We start from the raw sequence: 20,053 nt of genomic DNA, 5'->3' as shown, positions 1-20,053 counted from the left end.
ACGCTTCCTTTCTAGTGAGCGGCCGCGGGAGCGACCCCGGCCTTGCGCCCCGCCTCGAGGCGGGCCTTGATCTCGAAGGACATGGCCTTGCCCGCGACGCGGCGAGTCCGGTTCAGGGCCAGCAGCTCACGTCCGGACATACCGCCGATGCCGCCGCGGGGTTCGGCGTGCATGAAGTAGTGCATGATGACGCCGTCCAGCATGGGCTCCAGCCAGACCTCCATGGTGCCGTCCGCACCACCGCTGACGGTCCAGCGAATTCCCTTGTCACCCCGGTCTTCCCGGACCTGCAACTGCAGGTCGGGCCACCAGCGGCGCCAGCGGGCACGATCGGCCAGCACCTCGGCCACGGCCGTGCCCGGCGCGGCGACGAATGTCTGGTCGGCAACCTGGATACTGCTCACGGTGCCTATCTTGCCCTACGCTTCGCTCCGGGCGGGTTCGCGGCCCCGAAGTCTCGATGCTTCCCTCCTCCGCTCCTCCGCTTCGCTCCCCCGCTCCGTCGGTCCAGAATCGAGACGGCCGCGAACCTTTCAGTGTTGTCTCAGTGCGGTTTCTGTCGGATTCAGTAGATGCTGTAGTCGCGCGCCCATCAGGTCCCAGCGCCACTGCTGCTGCACCCAGGCGCGTCCGGCCGCGCCCATACGGGCGGCGGCGTCCCGGTCGGAGAGGATGTCGACGATGGCGTCGGTGAGCTCTTCGGCGGAGCGGCCGTTCACCACCCGTCCGGTCTCACCCTCGCGCACGGTTTCCGGCGCGCCACCGGAATTGCCCGCCACCACCGGCACTCCCGTGGCGGAGGCCTCCAGGAACACGATGCCCAGGCCCTCGACGTCCAGGCCGAAACCACGGGTGCGGCACGGCATGGCGAACACGTCGGCGATGGTGTGGTGGGCGGCGAGCTCGCCCGACGGGACGCGTCCGGCGAAGACCACGTCATTGCCGAGGCCCATGACCTCGGCGAACTGCCGCAGCTTCTGCTCGTACGGCCCGCCGCCGGCGATGACCAGCACCGCCCCGTCGACCCGCCTGCGAATCTCGAGCATGGCCGTGATCAGCAGGTCCTGGCCCTTGCGCGGCACCAGCCGCGACAGGCACAGAATGGTCGGCCGGTCCCCCAGCCCGTAGCGGGCCCGCAGTTCGGCGCGGGCGGCCGGATCCGGCTTGAACACCTCCGAATCCACGGCGGGGGGCAGGTATTCGAGCGCGGCCTGCGCCCCGAACGCGGACGAGAACCGCCGCCGCGTGTATTTGCTGACATAGGTGACGACATCGGTGTGATCGCCGATGACCCGCAGCGCCTGCCGCGCCGCCGGCAACATCGACCAGCCCACCTCGTGCCCGTGCGTGGACGCCAGGATCCGCTCCGCGCCCGCCTGGCGCAGCACCGGCGACAGCAGCGCCAGCGGCGCCGCCGCCCCGAACCACACCCGATCGCACTTCTCATCGCGCATGAGCTTCTTGGCCCGCCGCGCCACCAGCGGCGTCGGCAGCATCAGTGTCGTCGGATGCCGGACCACCTGAAAGGGCTGCTGCGCATCGAACTTCCAGTGACTGTCGCCCCGCCACCGCGGCGCGTACACCACCAGCTCGTCGGCGGGCAGCTGCCGGGCGAGCGCATGCAGATACGACTGAATCCCACCCGGTCGCGGCGGGAAATCATTGGTAACCAGCAGAGTTCGCCCCATGCCGTCAAACCTACTGCACCCGGGGCCCGCACTCCTCCCACCCCGAAACCTCGCACCCCCGGGCCTCCGAGCGCTACGCGCCTTCGGCGGTGCGGGTGGCGAGCCAGGCGCGCCAATCGGTGACGAGGTCCTGGTAGCCGGTGCCGAGGGTGGCGCGCAGGGCGGTGTCGACGGCGGCGCGGTCCTTCGGGCCCGACGCCAGTTGGCGGTAGAGCGCGACGAGTTTCGGGTCGCCGTACCGGTCGGCTATGAAAGCGCAGACGGACCAGCCCTGTTCGTAGGCCAGGGAGGCTTGGCCGCTGGTGGGCTCGAACATGGCGTCGGGCGGGAGGTCGGCGGGGAGGTCGCCGGCGCGGGCGCGGGTGGTCAGGGTGGGGGCGATATCGGTGATGGGCCGGCGCAGGTTGCGATGGGCCGAATACTCGGCGAAGCCCTCGAGCGTCCACATCGGGGAGCCGTCGACGGTGACCGCGCGCGAGGCCATGTGGGTGAGTTCGTGCCGCAGCACCGAGCGCAGGCCGTCGGGTCCCAAGCGGCGTCCGGCGTCGGGTCCGAAAACCACGCGCTGGCCGGTCAGTTGGGCGCCGGGGCGGAAGGGGTCGGCGACGGTCGAGGCCGCGACCTCGGCGGGCACGTCACCGGCGGCGTGGGTGAGGGCGGCGAATTCGGAGACGCTGGACGCCACCACCACGACGGGGGCCTGATTCCAGTCCGGACCCCACAGCGCGGTGACCGCGGCGGTGCTCGCCGCGAGTTCGCCTGCCAGCACATCGATATCGGCGCGCTGCCCGGAATGACCGAGCACGACACCGATCCGCCCGGAGCCGGTAGCCGTGGTCTCGGCAACCACCCTGCCGTAGCCCTCCATGGTCCGCTTCACCTGCGGCACCTGAGGATCGGAGGCCGTGGCCTGACCCGAGTCCTGCCCCGGTACCACCGCACGCAGCTTGGGCAGCACCGAGTTCGGCAGCATGAGCAGCGCCCCGCAGGCCGCCGTCAGCGCGCTGACCATGACCAGGGTGGCGACGAACTGGAACCGCCGCCGCGCCGACAGCCAGCCGCGCATCTGCCGCAGCGCGCTCATCGCCACCTCGTCGTGATCATGCTCTGCACATCGGGCACGAGTGGGGACCCCACGTGGTTCCGCAAGCTGCCTCCTCCGGGTCCTGACCACTCATGCCGGGTCCGCGAGAGCTCAGAACCGGCGCGCCGAATGGAACGGTGTGGAGCTCATCGGCGCGACCTGAACCGGTATGCCGAAAGTCGAAGCGTGCAGCATCAATCCGTTGCCGGCATAGATGCCCACATGCGAGATGTCAGAGTAGAAGAAGACGACGTCTCCGGGCTGGAGGTCCTTCTCGTCGACCGGCGTGCCGTAGCTGGACTGCTGCTGGCTGGTGCGCGGCACGTTCTTGCCGACCTGGTGGAAGGCCCACTGCACCAGGCCGGAGCAGTCGAACTGGTCGGGACCGGTGGCGCCCCAGACATAGGGATCGCCGACGCGGGTGAGGCCCGCGGCCAGCGCGCTGGTGCCGGAACCGGGCACCAGGCCGCGGAGCAGGCTGTCGCGATCGAAGCCGGGCGGGAACATGGAGCCCGCGAGCGCGGACTTGTCACCGGCGGAGAGCTGACCCCAGGCGGCGATCACCTGAGCCATGGATCCTTGCAGCGCAGCACGTTTGGATTCCAGGTCCTTGCGGACCGCGTCGGCGGCGGCGCTGGCGGCGCGCGCGGTGTCGGCGGCGGAGCGGGCGGCGGCCTCGGCGACCGAGGCAGCGTCGGTGGCCTTCTCGTACTGGCCCAGTTGATCATTCGTGCGCGCGCCCACGAAGTCCACGATGGACATCTGGTCGAGCAGCTGCTGCGGCGAATTGCTGACCAGTAGCGAAGTGAGCCGATTGGTGCGGCTGCCGAGCAGCGCGGAGGTCGCGGCCCGATCGATGACCGGTTGGTAGCGACGGATTTCCGCCTTGGCCGCGTCCAGGGTGGCGGCCGCGTCGGCGGCCCGCTGGTCGGCGACGCCGGCGGCGGTGGCCTTGGTGTCCAGATCGGACTGCGCGTCGAGCGCCTGCTGATTGAGCTGTTCGGATTGCCGCGACAGATCGATGAGCCGCTGCACCGCTTCCCCAGCAGATGCCGGTGCGGAGGCCGGGTCGGCTGTCGCGGATCCGAGGCCCAGGGTGCCGTAGGTGCCGACCATGAGTGCACCTACCGTGAGGGCTTCACCCACCAGTCGCCTGGTTCGCTGACTGTGTGTCCGATGATGTCGCTGCTGCGCTGCCACCGTTGGTGTCGTCCCGTTCTCTTACCCCGAGCCGGTTCAGAAGGTCTCGGTAAGATTACGAAACGGCGACCGCTTGTGTCCAGCAGGCCACGGAATCATCACGGTCGCCGCCTCTTCCGCAGGTCGGCCGCCTGCGGTCGGCCACGGGGAAGACTCCCCGGTCGAGCAGGGGATCAGATGCGGCGCGCGCCCGCGAACGGCATCGAGGAGACCGGGGCGACCTTCACCGGCTGACCCGAGGTCGACGCGTGCACCACATTGCCGTCGCCGACGTAGATGCCGGAGTGGCTGCCGCCGTAGAACGACACCACGTCGCCGGGCTGCAGATCGTCGAACGACACCGGGCTGCCGGTGTTGAGCTGCTCATAGCTGGTGCGCGGCAGGCTGACTCCGGCCTGCGCGTAGGACCACTGCACCAGCCCGGAGCAGTCGAAGGCGTCCGGGCCGGCGGCGCCGTAGACGTAGGGGTCGCCGACGCGGCTCAGGGCGGCGTTGACCGCGGCCTGACGCGGGCCGCTCTGCGGCGCGGGGGCGGCCGGGCCCCACGGGGTGATGATGCCGGGGATGGCGGGGATGTTGACCGGGAGGCCCGGGATGCCGGCGGGCAGCTGGATCTGGTCGGGCACGTCGATGGTGCCGACCGGAGTGTTCACCGGCTGGGCCGACGCGGGGGTCGCTGGCAGCAGCAGCGCGCTCACCGCGGCGGCGCCGACGGCACCGGCCGCAGCGGCACGACGCGCAGTGCGCTGCATGCCCTGGACCTGTCGCTTGACGGTGGTGGTCGCCATGATGAGGTACTTCCAATCTCCCCCGCGACGCCGCACCCGGTGGTGCGTCGGACTCCGCGAGGTCTCAGGAAGATTACGAGTCCATAACGGTGCTTTGTAAAGCCGAGACGGACGGCCCATCGGTCGAAATTGTTACGCGACCCCATTTCGGTGCGATAAACGTCACAGCAATCACGAAACAATAACAGCGGCCATTTTCCAGGGAGCGCACCGATAGCTACCGGCAAGTAGCCAGCGCTCACCCGAGGCCCTCCCGACCTCGACAAATTACGCATAACACAAGGTCAGAGCCATGGCCGCCGACCTGGGCGATTCCGACACGCCCACGCGACACGCCCGACCGCAGGATAGCGGTGCGGCATACCCCCGAGGCCGGCGCGAACCGACCACCCCCACACCCATGATTGATTCACTTTCCGAATAACTGTGACCCTGACCACAATCTCGCATATTTCCGCATTTTGGGGATTTCATCTCGAGAATCTCCACCACTTATTCAGAACTTTCCCAGGTCGCGCGGAGCAACTCCCGGGGCCCTGCCCGAGTTCCCGGCCCGACCTGCGAAAAGTGCCGGATCACGCGTTCCCGGAGACGGTCACGACGCCTGCTCGGCGGCCAGGCGCACGATCTCGGCGGCCAGGACGGCGGCGCCACGGCCGTATTCGGCGGCCTCGAAACGGAGTTCGATGATCTGGCCGGCATCGGTGGCGGTCACGGTGATGGTGCGGTTGCTGCTGGTGGTGGTGAACACCGGAACGTCGGAGTCGGTCATGGCTGAGCCTTGATCTGGACCTCTGGAGCTCCGGTGAATGCCTTGGCGGGGAAAGGTTGTCGGACCCTGCGCCTAGGCTTCCCGTCCGTGTCCGGACAGCTGGCCTTCGACGAGCTCGAAACCCCGCTCTATGACACGACGTTCGTGGTGGTGGACCTGGAGACGACCGGCACCAGCCCGGAGGGCGACTCGATCACCGAGATCGGCGCGGTGAAGGTGCGCGGCGGCGAGGTGCTCGGCGAGTTCGCGACCCTGGTGAATCCGGGCTGCGCGATTCCGCCGCAGATCGTGCAGATCACCGGGATCACGACCGCCATGGTGGTGGACGCGCCGCGCATCGAGCAGGTGCTGCCCGGGTTTCTGGAATTCGCGCGCGGTGCGGTGCTGGTCGCCCACAATGCCCGCTTCGATACCGGATTCCTGAAGGCCGCCGCAGCCCGGTGCGAATTGCCCTGGCCCGCTTTCCAAACGTTGTGCACGGTCCAGCTGGCGCGGCGGGTGCTCGGCAAGGACGAAGCGCCCTCGGCCAAGCTCTGGTACCTGGCCCAGCTGCTGGGCGCCGAGACCCGGCCCACGCACCGCGCCCTCGACGACGCCCGCGCCACGGTGGACGTGCTGCACGCACTCATCGCCCGGGTGGGCAACCAGGGGGTGCAGAGTCTCACCGAGCTGCTCGACTATCTGCCCGAGGTGACACGCCGCCAACGCGCGAAACGTGTGATGGCGGCGGATCTTCCGGCCACGCCGGGGGTGTACCTGTTCCGCGGGCCGTCGGACGAAGTCCTCTATATCGGGACGGCGGTGAATCTGCGCCGTCGTGTCCGCACCTACTTCACCGGTTCCGACACCCGCCCGCGCATGCGCGAGATGGTGCAGCTGGCCACCCGGGTCGACCATGTCGAGTGCTCACACGGCCTGGAGGCGGGTGTGCGGGAGCTGCGGCTGCTGCTCGCCCACACCCCGCCCTACAACCGGCGATCGAAGTTCCCGCAACGCGCCTGGTGGCTGACGTTGACCGACGAGCCGTTCCCGCGGTTCGCGGTCTCGCGCACCCCGGCCCGGGACGCGCTGGGCCCGTTCACCTCTCGCGCCGACGCGCTGGAGATCGCCGCCACCGTCGCCGAACAGTCCGGCCTGCGCACCTGCACCACCCGCATCCCGCGCACCGGCCGCCACGATTGCCCGCCGGCAGTGGTCGGCGGTTGCCCCGCGAGCGCCCACGGCAGCCCCCTATATATAGAGGAGTACGAGCGAGCTCCGGCCATGGTCCGCGCCCTGTTCGCGGGCGCCGACGACGCCCTGCTGCACGCGATTGCCGAGCGGCTCGAAAGCCTTTCCACCGCAGAACATTTCGAGGCCGCAGCGCGGCTGCGGGATCGCACCGTGACGCTGATCCGTGCCCTGCGCCGCACGCAGCGCCTGGCCGCCCTGGCGGCCATCCCGGAACTGATAGCTGCCCGCCCCGACGGTGCGGGTGGCTGGGAGTTCGCGATCATCCGCCACGCCCGCCTGGCCGCCGCGGGCACCGCCGTGCGCGGCATCTCCCCCATGGCGGTGGTGGATCGCCTGGCGGCCGCCGCCGAAACCGTCATCCCGCCCCGCCTCCCCGGCCCGGACGGCGACCCCGCCTATCCCCCACTGCGCGGGGCACTTCCAGAGGAGGCGGGCCTGCTGGTCCGCTGGCTCGAACAGCCCGGCACCCGCATCGTCCGCACCACCGACGGCTACGGCGAACCCCGCCGCGGCGCGGGCGCCTGGCTCGACTGGGTCACCCGCGCCGAAGCCGCCGCCCAGATCACCACCCCGGACCAGTCCCCACGAGGCTGATGACCAGCGCGGTGAAAACGCGCGGCTTCGAGGCCATTCCGGGGGTAGGTGCGGATGTGAGTACCGGAACGTGCGGGCGGCGGAAGCGGCGCGCTGCCAGAATGGCGGGATGTATGTGCCAGATGCGGAGCGCTGGAATCACAACATCGAGTACCACCCACTGCTGGCGGCGGCGGTCGCGGGGGCGCGGGAGGTGCTGGACGTCGGGTGCGGGGAAGGCATGCTGGCCAGGCGGATTCGACGGGGCGGGGCCGCGGTGACCGGGATCGATCCCGACGCGCGGAGTATCGAGCTGGCCCGGGACCAGTCCGGGGCGGACGACGTCACCTATCTCCAGGCGGATTTCCTCGAGTACCCCTTCGAGCCGGAGTCGTTCGATGGCATCGTGTCCATCGCGGCTCTGCACCACATGGACACCGTCAAGGCGCTCACCCGGATGCGGGAGCTGCTGCGGCCGGGCGGAACCCTGGCCGTGGTGGGCATGGCGCGCAACGACTTTCCGGCGGATCTCCCGTGGGAGGCCGCCGCCCTGCTCACCAGTTTCAAGGACCGGCTGTTCCGGGCGCAGTGGGCACACCCCTCGCCGGTGGTGTGGCCGCCACCGCAGACCTATGCCGAAACGCGGCGGACGGCCGCCGAGATCTTGCCGGGCGTGCGCTACCGACGGCACGTACTGTGGCGGTTCTCACTGGTGTGGACCAGGCCGAATCCGGCTGCGCCGCAGGGTTAGCCGCCGAAGTGGGTCAGCGCCGACCGCGAGTGCGGCACGTCGGCAGGAACCCGATCGCGCACTGTCGACTCCCTCGCTAGCGCGGGATGTCGTGGGTTCGGCCGGGCTGGGCGCCCGGGCGCCCTCGGTAACCAGGGCCGAAAATGGGCTGGGCAGGTGCACCGACCATGCGGGCGACGGTCTCGGTGGTGAGTCCGAGCTCGAAGAGTTCGGCAGCGAGCTGCTGCCGGATCTGATCGACCAGGCCGCGAAAGCTGATGTGCTGGTCGGCGAGTCGGCGGTGCAGTCCGCGTTCGGACAGTGTGAGTTCCAGGGCGACCTCGGCGAGCGACGGCGCGGTCGCGGGGGTCCGTAGCAGCACTCGGCGCACCTGCGCTGCCGGACCGGTGTATCGATGCCGGCGGTCCAGAGCCAGCTCGCACTGCTGGATGCACAGCGCACCGGTGTGCGCGTCCGGCGGCCGGGCGGGGTGTGCGAGCACCTCGGGCGGCACGGTGAACCCGCCTCGGCCGGGCCCGAATTCGAGGCCGAACAGCACATCGGTGTCGGCGACCAGCGCCGAGACCAGCGTGCAGGCGGCGGTCAGATCGCGGGCCAGCAGGAACGCCCGCACTTCGCCGCGCACCTCCCCGTCCCCGGCTGTGACCGCCAGCCCCGCCTCGGTCTCGGTGAACGACGGCCCGAATCGGACGGAGGTCACCGCGAAGTACCCGGGCAGCAGCCGGATCGCCTCCCGCACGGTCGGACTCGTCATCATGGCGTAGCCCACGATCCCCGCGCCGGGGAGCGCGTACCGCCGCCCGGTCGCGGCCCCCAGTTCGGCCGGGTCTCCCCCGTGCGCGATCAGATTCCGGATGACCCGCAGTTCCTGCCCCGACCGCACCTGTGCGCCCGGTTCTTCCAGGTCACTGCGCCGCAGCCCCGTCCCGGCCAGGCAGGCCGAGGCTGGAATCCCCTGTGCCCGACCGGTCTCCACCGCATAGCGGGTCGCCACCGCGGGCCGGGCGACCGCCCGTCGATCCGGCTGGACAGCCATAGTCCGGAAGCTAACAGGTCCCGGTCACCTTGTCATCCGATCGGCCGAGTCCCGGAACGGGGAAGGCCCCGAGTCGAATTCGACTCGGGGCCTTCCCGTGTGACGGCGAGGATCAGTGCTCGTGCTTGCCGGCGGCGGCGTTCTGCGCCTCCTCCAGCACCTCGAGCATCTTGTGCTCTTCCTCGTGGGCGACGGCGACCAGGTCCGCCTGCTCCGACGCGGGGTCGGCGCGCAGGAAGGAGCCGGTGCCGGGCTTGCCCGCGGAACCCAGCTTGGCCATCTTCTTGGGCACCGGGGCGCCCTGGTACTCCAGCGGGATCGGGTGGCCGTGCGAGTCGACCGGACCCAGCGGCTGGTGCACCTCGATGTACTCACCGTGCGGAAGCCGCTTGATGACACCGGTTTCGATGCCGTGCTCGAGCACCGCACGGTCACTGCGCTGCAGGCCGATGCAGAACCGGTACGCCGCGAAGTATGCGAGCGGCGGGGCCAGCAGCAGCGCGATGCGGAAGAACCAGGTCGTCGCATTCAGCGAGATGTCGAACTTGAGCGACAGGATGTCGTTCACACACGCCAGGGTCAGCACCAGGTAGAACGCGATGGCCATGGCACCGATGGCGGTGCGGACCGGCACGTCGCGCGGACGCTGCAGCAGGTTGTGGCGGGCGGTGTCGCCGGTGAGGCGCTTCTCGATCCACGGGTAGGCGATCAGCACAGCGAACACCGCACCCATGATCAGCGCGACCCAGAACGGCGCCGGGACCGTGTAGCGGCCCAGGTACAGCTCCCACGGCGGCATGAGACGCGCCATGCCGTCGGTCCACATCATGTAGAAGTCCGGCTGCGAACCCGCCGAGACCTGAGACGGGTTGTAGGGACCCAGGTTCCAGATGGGGTTGATCTGGAACACGCCACCCATGATGGCGACGACACCCAGGGTGAAGGCGAAGAACGCACCCTGGTCGGCGGCGAACACCGGGATGATGCGGGCGCCGACGACGTTCTTCTCGGTGCGGCCCGGTCCGGGGAACTGGGTGTGCTTCTGGTACCACACCAGCGCGACGTGCGCGGCGATGAGCGCCAGGATGATGCCCGGCAGCAGCAGCACGTGCGCGATGTACAGACGCGGAATGATGATGGTGCCCGGGAAATCACCGCCGAAGATCAGCCAGTGCATCCAGGTGCCGATGACCGGGATGCCCATGGTGATACCACCGAAGGCGGCGCGCAGACCGGTGCCGGAGAGCAGGTCGTCCGGGATCGAGTAGCCGAAGAAGCCCTCGAACATGGCCAGGATGAGCAGCAGCGAGCCGATCACCCAGTTGGCCTCACGCGGCTTGCGGAAAGCGCCGGTGAAGAAGATGCGGAACAGGTGGATGATGATCGACGACGCGAACAGCAGCGCCGCCCAGTGGTGCACCTGGCGCACGAACAGACCGCCGCGCACCTCGAAGGAGATGTTCAGCGCGGTCTCGTAGGCCCGCGACATGGTGACACCGCGCAGGGGCTGGTAGGCGCCCTGGTAGACGGTCTCCGACATGGACGGGTCGAAGTACAGCGTCAGGTAGATACCCGACAGCAGCAGGATGATGAACGCGTACAGCGCGATCTCACCGAGCAGGAACGACCAGTGGGTCGGGAAGACCTTGTTGATCGATCGTTTGGCGAACGCCGCGAGGCGGTAACGCTCGTCCATCTCGTTGGCCTGGACGGCCACTTTGCTAGGGCTCATGAACGACGCTCCCAGTAGGCCGGGCCGAGGGGCTCGATGAAGTCGTGCTGGGCGACCAGGTAGCCATCGGCGTTGACGGTGATCGGCAGCTGCGGCAGCGCACGCGCGGCGGGACCGAAGACCGGCTTACCCCACTCGGTCGCGGAGAACTGCGACTGGTGGCAGGGGCACAGGATCCGGTTGGTCTGCTGCTCGAACAGCGAGGTGGGGCAGCCGAGGTGGGTGCAGATCTTCGAGTAGGCGAAGTAGTCGCCGAAGTTGAAGCTCTCCTGGCCCTTGCGCTTGATGGCGTGCTCGGCATCGTGGGTGCGCAAGCGAATCAGCATGACCGCGTTGCGGATGCCGCGCAGCGATTCCAGCGTCTTGTGCTCGTCACCGCGCCAGGATTCCTTCCAGGGGAAGACGGTCTCCATGGCGCCGGCGTCCAGATCCTCCGGCTTGACCAGGACGATGTCCTCGGGACGGCCGGTGTCGCGACGCAGATAGATGGTCTCGCCCGGGTAGTCCGGGGTCCAGCCCGAGACCCACAGCGGCGACTTGTCGCGCTTGGCCCACGGGTTCTTGATCATGCCGCCGACGAAGACGAGCAGCGCGCCGACGCCCATGACGCCCACGCCCAGGCCCGCGGTGCGGGTGATGAGCTTGCGGCGGCCCAGGGTCGAGGTCTCGGCGGCGTCCTGCAGCTGCGCGACCAGGGTGCGCCGGTCGACCTCCTTGGACGCGCCGTCGTGGCGGTCCTGGATGGAGATCTCGGCGGGGATGAAGTGCTTGCGGATCAGCACCACCGCGACGCCGACGGCCAGCACGGCGATGCCGAGGGTGAGGCCGTAGAGCGGGGTGGTCAGCGTGTACATGCCGTTGCCGTCCTGGTGACGGCCCTTGTACTCCCAGGGCCAGAACAGGAAGACACCGATCAGCGCGGCACCCGCGAGCGCGGAGATGCCGAACCAGAGCGCCACCCGGCGCTCGGCGCGCTTCTCGGCCCGGGTACCCGGGACCGGCCAGCGCGGGGCACGGTAGGCGACGTCGACGCCGTCCAGCTCGGTGCCGAGCTTGACCAGCTCGTCCCGCGACATGGCGTCGAGCTGCTCATCGGTGGGTTCGGTGGGGTTGTCCCCCATGCTGTTTCGCTCCTGTTCACTCATGACCGGGAACCGATCCACATCGCGGAGCCGACCAGGACCACGATGCCGACGACCCAGATGGCCAGGCCCTCGGTCGCGGGACCGAAGCCGCCGAGGCCGTAGCCGCCCTCGGACGGGGTCTCCATGCGGTCCTTGATGTAGGCGACGATGTCCTTCTTCTCGTCCGGCGTCAGCTGCCGGTCGGAGAACCGGGGCATGTTCTGCGGGCCGGTCAGCATGGCCAGGTAGAGCTGCTGCTCAGTGGCCTCTTCCAGCGGCGGCGCGAACTTGCCGGACGACAGCGCGCCACCCTTGCCGGTGAAGTTGTGGCAGGAGGCGCAGTTCATGCGGAACAGCTCGCCACCGCGGCCGAGGTCACGGTCCTCGACGATGGACTCCTGCGCGATCTCGCCGTTGCTGTCGCGCAGCACGGTGGGACCGCCGCCCTGGGACTGGACGTACGCGCCGAGCGCGTCGGTCTGGTGCGCGTCGAACTTCGGGGGCTTGCGCACGATCTGCGCCTCGTTGCGGGCGGCGGGCATACGACCGGTGGAAACCTGGAAGTAGACCGCGGCCTCACCGACGCCGATCAGGCTGGGGCCGCGATCCTGGACACCCTGCAGGTTGGCACCGTGGCAGGTGACGCAGGAGGTGTCGTAGATCTGCTTGCCCTCGCGGATCAGCGCGGACTGGTCCTCTTTCGCGGTGGCGACCTGAGCCTGCGGGGTCAGGGCCGACGCCGCGAAGCCGGCTCCGACGAGGCCCATCAGGAGGACCAGACCGCCGGCCAGCTTCCGGCGCATCCGGCGCTGCTTGCGGATCTTGGTGGCCTGGCCGATCCCCTCGGGATCTGGCGCTGACGGGGGAGATGAACTCATCTGTGTCCCTTTGGAGTAGACGGAACCGACTTGTACAAGTTTCTGGGTTGCCGACGCGGGCTGGGCCTCGGCACGTCCGGTGCTAGCGGACGAAGTAGATCGTGGCGAAGAGGCCGATCCAGACGATGTCGACGAAGTGCCAGTAGTAGGAGACGACGATCGCCGCCGTGGCCTGCGCCGGGGTGAACTTGCTGAGCTTGGTGCGGATCAGCAGGAACACGAACGCGATGAGACCGCCGATGACGTGCAGACCGTGGAAGCCCGTGGTGATGAAGAACACCGAGCCGTACACGCTGCTGGAGATCGAGGTGCCCTCCGAGTACAGGGCGTGGTACTCGGTGGCCTGGCCACCGACGAAGAACGCACCCATCAGGAAGGTCAGCAGGTACCAGCGGCGCAGGCCGAAGACGTCACCCTTCTCCGCCGCGAACACGCCCATCTGGCATGTGAAGGAGGAGGCGATCAGCACCGCGGTCACCGGCACGGCGAGCTTCATGTTCAGCTCGGTCGGCTCCGGCGGCCAGTTTCCGTGCGCCTGCGCGCGAGCAACGAAGTACATGGCGAACAAGCCGGCGAAGAACATCAGCTCGCTCGACAGCCAGATGATGGTACCGACGCTGACCATGTTGGGCCGGTTCAGCGAATGCACACGCTGGGTAATGGCCGATCCTGGGGTCCCTACTGCGGTCGTCACGCCGGTAAGTATGACTTGTCGTAGTACGACAGGCGTAGGCGGGTACGAAACTTTGTCGTACGTGTCGGAAAGCCCAGGGCGAGCGCTCGTCTGGCCGGGCTCTCGGCGTGTCCCGGATGAGCCTAGATTGCGCAGGTAAGAGGAAGCTGAGCCCTGTGGAGAGGGATGTATGAGCGTGAAATCGTGGTGGCGGCGGATAGCCGGACGCGGCGGGGCAGCGGAACTGGACCCGACACGGCCGGATCTGGTGGTGGTGGCATCGAGTTTCGATGACGCCGAAGCCTGTTCGGCGGCCCTCGGCAAGGCTCTGCAGTGGACATCGGACGATCCAGTAGTCCTTCGGCATCACCTCCGGGTTCCCGCCGACCGCGTCGGTGAGGTGCAAGTCATCGCCGCGCAGATCGGCTATGACACCGCCTCGGTGGACGCCGCCGACCCCGCGAACCTGGTGTTGCAGCGCGTGCAGGTGCTCGACGCCCTGCACTGCTCCCAGGAGCGTTCCCGCATGACGGGAATCGCCCATCGCTACGACGGCCATGTCCTCGGCTGGGACGCCCTGCAGCCCGCCGCCGGTCCTGGCGGAAAGAACTAGCCCCGCACACTAGGCTTGCCCCAACAACACTGGTGTCCGGCGTGGACCGGCAACGGGAAGAGAAGGCAATGAGCGCGCGCAGCTGGAGAGAAATTCTCGGCATCCTCACCGACGGCAACGATCTGTCCTCGGATGAGGCCGCGTGGGCGATGAACGAGATCTTCTCCGACAACGCAACCTCCGCGCAGATCGCGGCCTTCGGCGTGGCCCTGAAGATGAAGGGCCCGACCCCGACCGAGCTGAGCGGCCTGGCCACCGGCATGCTCTCGCACGCGAAGCGGGTGCCGTTCGAGGGCGCGGCGGTGGACATCGTCGGCACCGGCGGCGACCGCTCGGGCAGCGTGAACATCTCCACCATGTCCTCGATCGTGGTGGCGGCCAGCGGGATTCCGGTGATCAAGCACGGCAACCGGGCGGCCTCGTCCAAGAGCGGCGGCGCGGACGTGCTGGAGGCGCTGGGCGTGAAGATCGCGCTCGGACCGCAATCGGTGGCCGAGTGCGTGCGGCAGACCGGCATCGGGTTCTGTTTCGCGCCGGTGTTCCATCCCTCGCTGCGGTTCGCGAGTCAGGCGCGCGGTGAGATCGGGATTCCGACGGTCTTCAATATTCTGGGGCCGCTGACCAATCCGGCCCAGCCCAGCGCGGGCCTGATCGGCTGCGCTTTCCCGGATCTGGTGCCGGTCATCGCGGGCGTGTTCGCCGAACGCGGCGCCTCGGCGCTGGTGGTCCGCGGCAACGACGGCCTCGACGAGATCACCACCGCCGACACCACCGATGTGTGGGTGGTCGCGGGCGGCCGGTTGCACGAAACCACCATCGACCCAACCAAACTCGGCATCGAGCGGGTGGATCCTTCGGCACTGCGCGGCGGCGACGCGGTGATGAACGCGGAGATCGCGCGCACCATGTTCGCCGGCGACCCGGGCCCGGTGCGGGACGCGGTGCTGCTGAATTCGGCGGCGGCGCTGGTGGCGTTCGAGCTGTCCGCCGCGGAGGTGGACGACGATCTGCACACCAAGCTGGCCGCGGCATTGAAGCGGGTGGCCGAGACCGTGGATTCGGGTGCGGCCTCGGCCCTGCTGGATCGCTGGGTCACCGTCTCCAACGGGCTCGGCGCGAACTGACCCGGGGGGCTTCAGGCCCCCGGTTCGGACACGGAGTCCACGGCCTGCTTGAAACGACTCATGGCATCGAAACTCTTGATGCCAGGGGCGGTTTCGACCGAGCTGGAGACGTCGACGCCGAACGGCCGATGGGTCGTGATCACCTCGGCGACATTGCCGGGGCTGAGGCCACCGGCCAGCACCACCTGTCCGGGCACCTGCTCCAGCCAGTCCGGGAATTCGGCGAAGACGCCCGATCCGGTGCTGGCGTCGTAGAAGAAGTACTCGCAGACCTGTTCCGGGGTGGGTGCGACGGCCGAGCAGTAGGCCAGATTCGGCAGGTCGGTCCAGTTGTAGAGCTGGATGACGTCGAAGTCGCCGATCACCTCGGCGACCTCGGTCCGGTCGAACGCCACCACGAACGAGCGGATCCGGCCGCGCGCGTACGCCGCCAGCTCACGCGCCCGGGCGGGCTCGACATATCGCTTGCTCTTGGCCGTGCCGACCACGCCGATGGCGGAGTAGCCGAGCTCGACGGCCCAGTCGATCTGTTCCTCGGTGGTGAGCCCGCACACCTTCACGAACATGGTTCCTGGCCTCTCATGGAAGAGTTCCTCCGAGTGTCCTGAGAGTTCGGGTCACCCAGCTGTGTGTTTGCCGTTCGCGTCACCGAGGCGGCGTTACAGTTTCGACATGCGATACGGAGTGGTGCTACCCGGCCTGGTGGCCGTGTTCCTGGGCATCGGCATTCCGGTGAGCGCCGCTCACTGGGCTCACGACGAGACCGCCGATCCCGGCACCCTCAGTGTGGACGGCCGCAGCTACGGCATTCCGGGCGACTGCGTGACCATCCGCAGCGTGCCGCGCCGGCTCAGTGTCGACAATGAAACCGCCCTGCGCGCCCAGGTGTACCTGTTCCCCGGTTGCAAGGGCGGCGTCACGCACACCATCGAGCCCGGTCACACCGGCACCGCGCTGGGCGCGTCCGTGCAGACCCGCTGACCCGGGCGGCTATTCGCCGATCGAGAAGCCGGCCTCCACGTCCGCGCGCGAGTAGGACTTGAACGCGATGTGGGTGGCCGTGCGCAGCACGCCCGGCGTCTTGTTGATCCGGCCGGTGACCACGTCGGCGATCTCCTCGTGGTCGCGCACCCGGACCACGGCGATCAGGTCCACATCCCCCGCGCACGAATAGACCTCGGCCACCCCTTTGATGTCGGCCAGTTCCTGCGCGGTCTCCGGAATCCGATCCGGTTCGGCGGAGATCAACACGATCGCGGTAATCATGAGCCCAACTCTAGGTGATGGCCGGGACGGCAGCGCCGGTCCGGGATCGGACAGCGCGGGTCCGGGTCAGTCCGGGATCGAGTCGGTGTGGTCGAGCGGTTCGCCGAGGAGGTCGGTGGCGGCGCGGTGGATTTTTTCCAGCGCCGACATCAGGTGGCGGCGCTCGGCGTCGGTGAGGTCGGCGGTCACCTTGTCGGACAGGGTCTTCCGGTCGGCTTCGACGGGGTCGCGAAGGTCGCGGCCGCGGTCGGTGAGCCAGAGCCGGACCAGGCGGTTGTCCCTGTCGTCGCGGCGGCGGGTGAGCAGGCCGGCGGCGGCCATGCGGGTGGCCATCTTGACGACGGTCGGCGTGGTGACGTTCAGCACGGCCGCCATCTCCCCCGGTGTGCGGCCGTCCTGTTCCCACAGCACGGCCAGCACGTGATTCTGACCGAGGTGCAGGCCGAGGCGGCGCATATCGCGATCAGCCAAGGCGCGCAAGGCTTTCGAGGTGCGGCCGTGCAGGTCCAGGAAGTCGGCTGAGCCTGGGGAAGACATGAGGCCTCCGGTCGGGTGCGGGTATTGACCATCAATCGTTAGCCGTCTAACGTTTTTCGGTAGACGGCTAACGATCTGGAGATGCCATGTTACTGCTGACCGGAGCGACCGGGAACATCGGCCGCGAACTCACCCGCATCCTCGATGCCAACGACCTCGATTTCCGTGCCCTGGTGCGTGATCCGGCACGGGCGGCGACCTTGCCCGCGCGTACCGAGACCCGCCTGGGCGACCTCGACGATCCGGCGAGCCTGGACCGGGCCATGACCGGAGTCACCGGCCTGTTCCTGCTGGTCCCGGGCATCGGGCTGGACCACACCCGCAACCTGCTGCACGCCGCCACGCGGGCGGGGGTGCAGCGGATCGTCATGATTTCCTCCGCCCACGTGCTGGTCGAACCGCTGCCCGCCATGGGCAGCTGGCACCACGAGCGCGAGAATCTGGTGCGCGCCAGCGGAATTCCGTGCACGATCCTGCGTCCGGGCGGGTATATGTCCAATGCCCTGGAGTGGGTTCCGGCATTGCGGGCGGGCGACCCGATCCTCGACCCCGCCGGTCCGGGCCGCTTCGCCCCGATCGATCCTGCCGACATCGCCGCGGTGGCGGCCCGCTGCCTCACCGAGCCCGGCCACACCGGGGCCGCCTATCACCTCACCGGACCGGAGAGCCTGACCGTCGGCGAGCAGGTCGCGATCCTCGCCCGAATCCTGGTCCGCGACATCAAGATTCGTGAGGCCGCGACGCCGGAGGAGGCGGTGGCGGCCCGCTTCCCGAACGGCGCTCCCCCGCCGCTGGCCGCGGCGATCGTGGCGGGCTTCGCCCTCATGCGCGCCGACACCGTGGGCGCGCGCACCGACACCGTGACCGAACTGCTCGGCCGCCCGCCGCGCACCTTCGCCGAATGGTGTGCGGCCCACCGCGCCGCCTTCGAGAGCTGACCGGGCCTTCGAGGACTGCCGGACCGCACCCGGCCGACATCACCTGCACCAGTGACGGGATTCGAACCCGTGGTTTCTTCCTTGACGGGGAAGCGAGGACTCCGGACTCCTCCACACCGGCTGGACCACCCCACGACCTGCGCGCCAGGGCGTCGGTGGCGACGATGACAGTAACGACGCGTCGCGGAAAGCGGTACCGATTTTCCGCGGCCGAGCCGGGCAAGCTCGATCGGCCGCACGGGCAGGGGGTTGGCCGCGCGTCCTGAAAGATCGGGCCCGGCAGCCGATTCGCGGGTCGGTTGCGCGGCCCGAACGCCGAGTGGCACACCGCCGCGGGGATTCGACCGATTCCCCCTCGGTGGTGTGCCACTCGAGAACTGTCTACCCTTGCGCCCCAGGGTGATTGGGGCGGGGGCAGGTGGTCACCACTGGCCGGGGACGTACTGGCCGCCCAGCTGGCCGGAGATGACGTTCAGGCGGTTCCAGGCGTTGATGGTGGCGATCAGGGAGATCAGCGCGCCGATCTGGTCGTCGTCGTAGTTCTTGCGGACCAGGGCCCAGGTGTCCTCGGAGATGCCGCCGCCGTCGGCGAGGCGGGTGCCCTCGTCGGTGAGGGCGAGGGCCGCGCGCTCGGGCTCGGTGAAGACGGTGGATTCCTTCCAGGCGGCGACCATGGCCAGGCGGACGGCGGTCTCGCCGGCGTGGGCGGCGTCCTTGGTGTGCATGTCCAGGCACATGCCGCAGCCGTTGATCTGCGAGGCGCGGATCTTCACCAGTTCCTGGGTGGCCTTGGGCAGGCTGGACTCGTCGACGACGCGGGCGGCGGTGACGAGGCGCTTGTTGAACTTGGCGGCGACTTCGTTCTCGTACAGGGCGAAGCGGGTCATTGTTCTCTCTTTTCTCTGTGTCGTTCGTTGCCTTCGTCAGGTTGACGACGCGGCCCATGCGGGTGTGACATCGGATCCGAGGTGATGCCGGTCACATCTTTCGGAGCGGTCCGACCGGTCACCCCGATCTCACGACAATGCCGGTCCGGCTTGACATTTCCGCTGTTCGGACGCTGTCTCGCGACGATGTGAATCCTGATTTCGCGAAATCGCCTCCATAGAAGTGGATCCGGCGCGATCATGATTCGGACGATTGTGAACCGACCGGTAGTCACATCCCGGCTACCTAGGGGGTTGCGATGCTCGACGCAGGCAGACATCGGAGAATCTCACCCAGTGGTCAGTGGCAAGGAGTCCGCCCCCAACTGGGGCGCGTCCGGCCCGGCCGCCATCACCGCAGGACATCGAATCAGTTACGCACCAAGGCCATCCGGGCCCTGCTGCCCGGCGCGACCGTCATCGCACTGGCGGCGGCCGCCGCCCCGGCCCACGCCGACGCGCCGCCGCAGCCGGTACAGATCGATTCCATCGCCGAGCTCTCCCAGAACATGCTGGAGACCATCAATGCGTTGCAGACCTTCAATATCCCCGGCATGGACCTGCCGGGCCTGAACCTGCCCGCGCTGTTCACCCCGGACACCGCGATCGTGGTGCTCGGATACGGTCTGCAGCCCGACGGCTCGATGCGCCCGGAGCTCATGGCCCGGCTCTACGCCGGCTACGTCTCGGCCCTGCTCTCGCCGCAGGCCCCGGTCATCGTGACCGGCGGCAATCCGCAGAACGGGGTGACCGAGGCGGACGCCATGGCGGACTGGCTGGTCGAGCGCGGTATCGACCGCACCCGCATTCATACCGAGACCAAGGCGAATTCGACGGTCCAGAACGCGGCGTTCTCGGCGCAGCTGATGGACGCCATCGGCGCGCACGCGGCGATCCTGATCACGTCGGCGAACCACATCGCCCGGGCGCTGATGAATTTCCAGGCGGCCGGGATCTCGGTGGTGGCGACCATGACGCCGGACGCCGCACCGCTGTCGGCGGTGCCGTTCGGACCACGCGGCTAGGCAGTGTCTCGAAGTGTGTGGTGGGGGGGGGGGGGGGGGGAGCAGCGCACCCCCCACCGCAAGGGGGGTGAGGTGGACGCGGAGGTGGAGGA

General features: G+C 68.8%; 22 protein-coding genes and 1 tRNA gene. 7 read left to right on the top strand and 16 right to left on the bottom strand.

Features of this window, described 5'->3' with window-relative positions; genetic code table 11:
- Window positions 1-11: 11 nt before the first annotated feature.
- From ACFXKA_RS24610 to ACFXKA_RS24585, 6 genes are all read right to left on the bottom strand, one after another.
- Window positions 12-404, bottom strand: a complete 393-nt coding sequence (locus ACFXKA_RS24610; RefSeq protein ID WP_379429060.1) for a polyketide cyclase / dehydrase and lipid transport — start codon at window positions 402-404, stop codon at window positions 12-14.
- A 129-nt stretch (window positions 405-533) separates the two neighbouring features.
- The gene (locus ACFXKA_RS24605) at window positions 534-1,688 is read right to left on the bottom strand and encodes a glycosyltransferase family 4 protein (protein ID WP_379429059.1); all 1,155 of its coding nucleotides are present in this window, start codon (window positions 1,686-1,688) and stop codon (window positions 534-536) included.
- Window positions 1,689-1,761: 73 nt separating this feature from the next.
- On the bottom strand, window positions 1,762-2,772 hold the full coding sequence (locus ACFXKA_RS24600) for a peptidase MA family metallohydrolase (RefSeq protein WP_379429058.1): 1,011 nt from the start codon (window positions 2,770-2,772) through the stop codon (window positions 1,762-1,764).
- Window positions 2,773-2,883: 111 nt separating this feature from the next.
- Window positions 2,884-3,888: an NlpC/P60 family protein gene (locus tag ACFXKA_RS24595; protein ID WP_354843103.1), complete on the bottom strand. Its 1,005-nt coding sequence runs from the start codon at window positions 3,886-3,888 to the stop codon at window positions 2,884-2,886.
- Between the two features lie 257 nt (window positions 3,889-4,145).
- Window positions 4,146-4,760, bottom strand: a complete 615-nt coding sequence (locus ACFXKA_RS24590) for a C40 family peptidase (RefSeq protein ID WP_354843106.1) — start codon at window positions 4,758-4,760, stop codon at window positions 4,146-4,148.
- Window positions 4,761-5,355: 595 nt separating this feature from the next.
- Entirely contained in the window at window positions 5,356-5,532 is a 177-nt protein-coding gene (locus tag ACFXKA_RS24585; RefSeq protein WP_379429057.1) for a hypothetical protein, read from the bottom strand.
- Between the two features lie 87 nt (window positions 5,533-5,619).
- Here ACFXKA_RS24585 and ACFXKA_RS24580 point away from each other — a divergent pair, with 87 nt between their 5' ends.
- Together ACFXKA_RS24580 and ACFXKA_RS24575 are read left to right on the top strand one after the other, a co-directional pair.
- Complete coding sequence (locus ACFXKA_RS24580) at window positions 5,620-7,359, top strand: DEDD exonuclease domain-containing protein (RefSeq protein WP_379429056.1); 1,740 nt, start codon at window positions 5,620-5,622, stop codon at window positions 7,357-7,359.
- A 109-nt stretch (window positions 7,360-7,468) separates the two neighbouring features.
- Window positions 7,469-8,089 carry a class I SAM-dependent methyltransferase gene (locus ACFXKA_RS24575; RefSeq protein WP_354843112.1) on the top strand — a complete coding sequence of 207 codons (621 nt, stop codon included), beginning with the start codon at window positions 7,469-7,471 and terminating at the stop codon, window positions 8,087-8,089.
- 76 nt (window positions 8,090-8,165) lie between these two features.
- Here ACFXKA_RS24575 and ACFXKA_RS24570 read toward each other — a convergent pair whose 3' ends face one another.
- The 5 genes from ACFXKA_RS24570 to ACFXKA_RS24550 all read right to left on the bottom strand — a co-directional run bounded on the left by ACFXKA_RS24570 (window position 8,166) and on the right by ACFXKA_RS24550 (window position 13,553).
- Window positions 8,166-9,125, bottom strand: a complete 960-nt coding sequence (locus ACFXKA_RS24570; RefSeq protein ID WP_379429055.1) for an AraC family transcriptional regulator ligand-binding domain-containing protein — start codon at window positions 9,123-9,125, stop codon at window positions 8,166-8,168.
- A gap of 112 nt (window positions 9,126-9,237) precedes the next feature.
- Window positions 9,238-10,857, bottom strand: coding sequence for a cytochrome bc complex cytochrome b subunit (locus tag ACFXKA_RS24565; RefSeq protein WP_379429054.1), 1,620 nt, complete (start codon window positions 10,855-10,857; stop codon window positions 9,238-9,240).
- The gene (locus ACFXKA_RS24560; protein ID WP_364616283.1) at window positions 10,854-12,002 is read right to left on the bottom strand and encodes a ubiquinol-cytochrome c reductase iron-sulfur subunit; all 1,149 of its coding nucleotides are present in this window, start codon (window positions 12,000-12,002) and stop codon (window positions 10,854-10,856) included. The genes ACFXKA_RS24565 and ACFXKA_RS24560 overlap by 4 nt, the downstream gene beginning before the upstream one ends.
- The gene (locus tag ACFXKA_RS24555) at window positions 11,999-12,859 is read right to left on the bottom strand and encodes a cytochrome c (RefSeq protein WP_354843124.1); all 861 of its coding nucleotides are present in this window, start codon (window positions 12,857-12,859) and stop codon (window positions 11,999-12,001) included. Before ACFXKA_RS24555 ends, ACFXKA_RS24560 begins: the two co-directional genes overlap by 4 nt.
- An 82-nt stretch (window positions 12,860-12,941) precedes the next feature.
- Window positions 12,942-13,553: a heme-copper oxidase subunit III gene (locus ACFXKA_RS24550; protein ID WP_083868641.1), complete on the bottom strand. Its 612-nt coding sequence runs from the start codon at window positions 13,551-13,553 to the stop codon at window positions 12,942-12,944.
- Window positions 13,554-13,722: 169 nt separating this feature from the next.
- On the opposite strand from ACFXKA_RS24550, the gene ACFXKA_RS24545 reads away from it, so the two are divergent.
- Together ACFXKA_RS24545 and trpD are read left to right on the top strand one after the other, a co-directional pair.
- Window positions 13,723-14,145 carry a hypothetical protein gene (locus ACFXKA_RS24545; RefSeq protein ID WP_379429053.1) on the top strand — a complete coding sequence of 141 codons (423 nt, stop codon included), beginning with the start codon at window positions 13,723-13,725 and terminating at the stop codon, window positions 14,143-14,145.
- Window positions 14,146-14,213: 68 nt separating this feature from the next.
- Window positions 14,214-15,269 carry an anthranilate phosphoribosyltransferase gene (trpD, locus tag ACFXKA_RS24540; RefSeq protein WP_379429052.1) on the top strand — a complete coding sequence of 352 codons (1,056 nt, stop codon included), beginning with the start codon at window positions 14,214-14,216 and terminating at the stop codon, window positions 15,267-15,269.
- Window positions 15,270-15,280: 11 nt separating this feature from the next.
- Here trpD and ACFXKA_RS24535 read toward each other — a convergent pair whose 3' ends face one another.
- Window positions 15,281-15,835, bottom strand: a complete 555-nt coding sequence (locus tag ACFXKA_RS24535) for a hypothetical protein (RefSeq protein WP_379429051.1) — start codon at window positions 15,833-15,835, stop codon at window positions 15,281-15,283.
- A gap of 106 nt (window positions 15,836-15,941) precedes the next feature.
- Here ACFXKA_RS24535 and ACFXKA_RS24530 point away from each other — a divergent pair, with 106 nt between their 5' ends.
- Window positions 15,942-16,250: a hypothetical protein gene (locus ACFXKA_RS24530; RefSeq protein ID WP_354843135.1), complete on the top strand. Its 309-nt coding sequence runs from the start codon at window positions 15,942-15,944 to the stop codon at window positions 16,248-16,250.
- A gap of 9 nt (window positions 16,251-16,259) precedes the next feature.
- Here the strand turns inward: ACFXKA_RS24530 and ACFXKA_RS24525 are convergent, their stop codons facing one another.
- On the bottom strand, window positions 16,260-16,535 hold the full coding sequence (locus ACFXKA_RS24525; protein WP_040856541.1) for an Lrp/AsnC family transcriptional regulator: 276 nt from the start codon (window positions 16,533-16,535) through the stop codon (window positions 16,260-16,262).
- A gap of 66 nt (window positions 16,536-16,601) precedes the next feature.
- Window positions 16,602-17,072 (bottom strand): MarR family winged helix-turn-helix transcriptional regulator, encoded by a 471-nt coding sequence (locus ACFXKA_RS24520; RefSeq protein ID WP_379429050.1) that lies wholly within the window; start codon window positions 17,070-17,072, stop codon window positions 16,602-16,604.
- 86 nt (window positions 17,073-17,158) lie between these two features.
- On the opposite strand from ACFXKA_RS24520, the gene ACFXKA_RS24515 reads away from it, so the two are divergent.
- On the top strand, window positions 17,159-18,010 hold the full coding sequence (locus tag ACFXKA_RS24515; protein ID WP_379429049.1) for an NAD(P)H-binding protein: 852 nt from the start codon (window positions 17,159-17,161) through the stop codon (window positions 18,008-18,010).
- A 46-nt stretch (window positions 18,011-18,056) separates the two neighbouring features.
- Here the strand turns inward: ACFXKA_RS24515 and ACFXKA_RS24510 are convergent.
- Window positions 18,057-18,131, bottom strand: a tRNA-Asp gene (locus ACFXKA_RS24510).
- A 301-nt stretch (window positions 18,132-18,432) separates the two neighbouring features.
- Window positions 18,433-18,897, bottom strand: coding sequence for a carboxymuconolactone decarboxylase family protein (locus ACFXKA_RS24505; protein ID WP_379402533.1), 465 nt, complete (start codon window positions 18,895-18,897; stop codon window positions 18,433-18,435).
- A gap of 299 nt (window positions 18,898-19,196) precedes the next feature.
- Here ACFXKA_RS24505 and ACFXKA_RS24500 point away from each other — a divergent pair, with 299 nt between their 5' ends.
- Entirely contained in the window at window positions 19,197-19,961 is a 765-nt protein-coding gene (locus tag ACFXKA_RS24500; RefSeq protein ID WP_379429048.1) for a YdcF family protein, read from the top strand.
- Window positions 19,962-20,053: the final 92 nt, after the last annotated feature.

This window comes from Nocardia sp. NPDC059228 (genome assembly GCF_042754245.1).
GTDB lineage: Bacteria > Actinomycetota > Actinomycetes > Mycobacteriales > Mycobacteriaceae > Nocardia.
The sequence above is the reverse complement of the archived record's forward strand: the minus strand, read 5'-3'. Positions and strand labels throughout refer to the sequence as shown.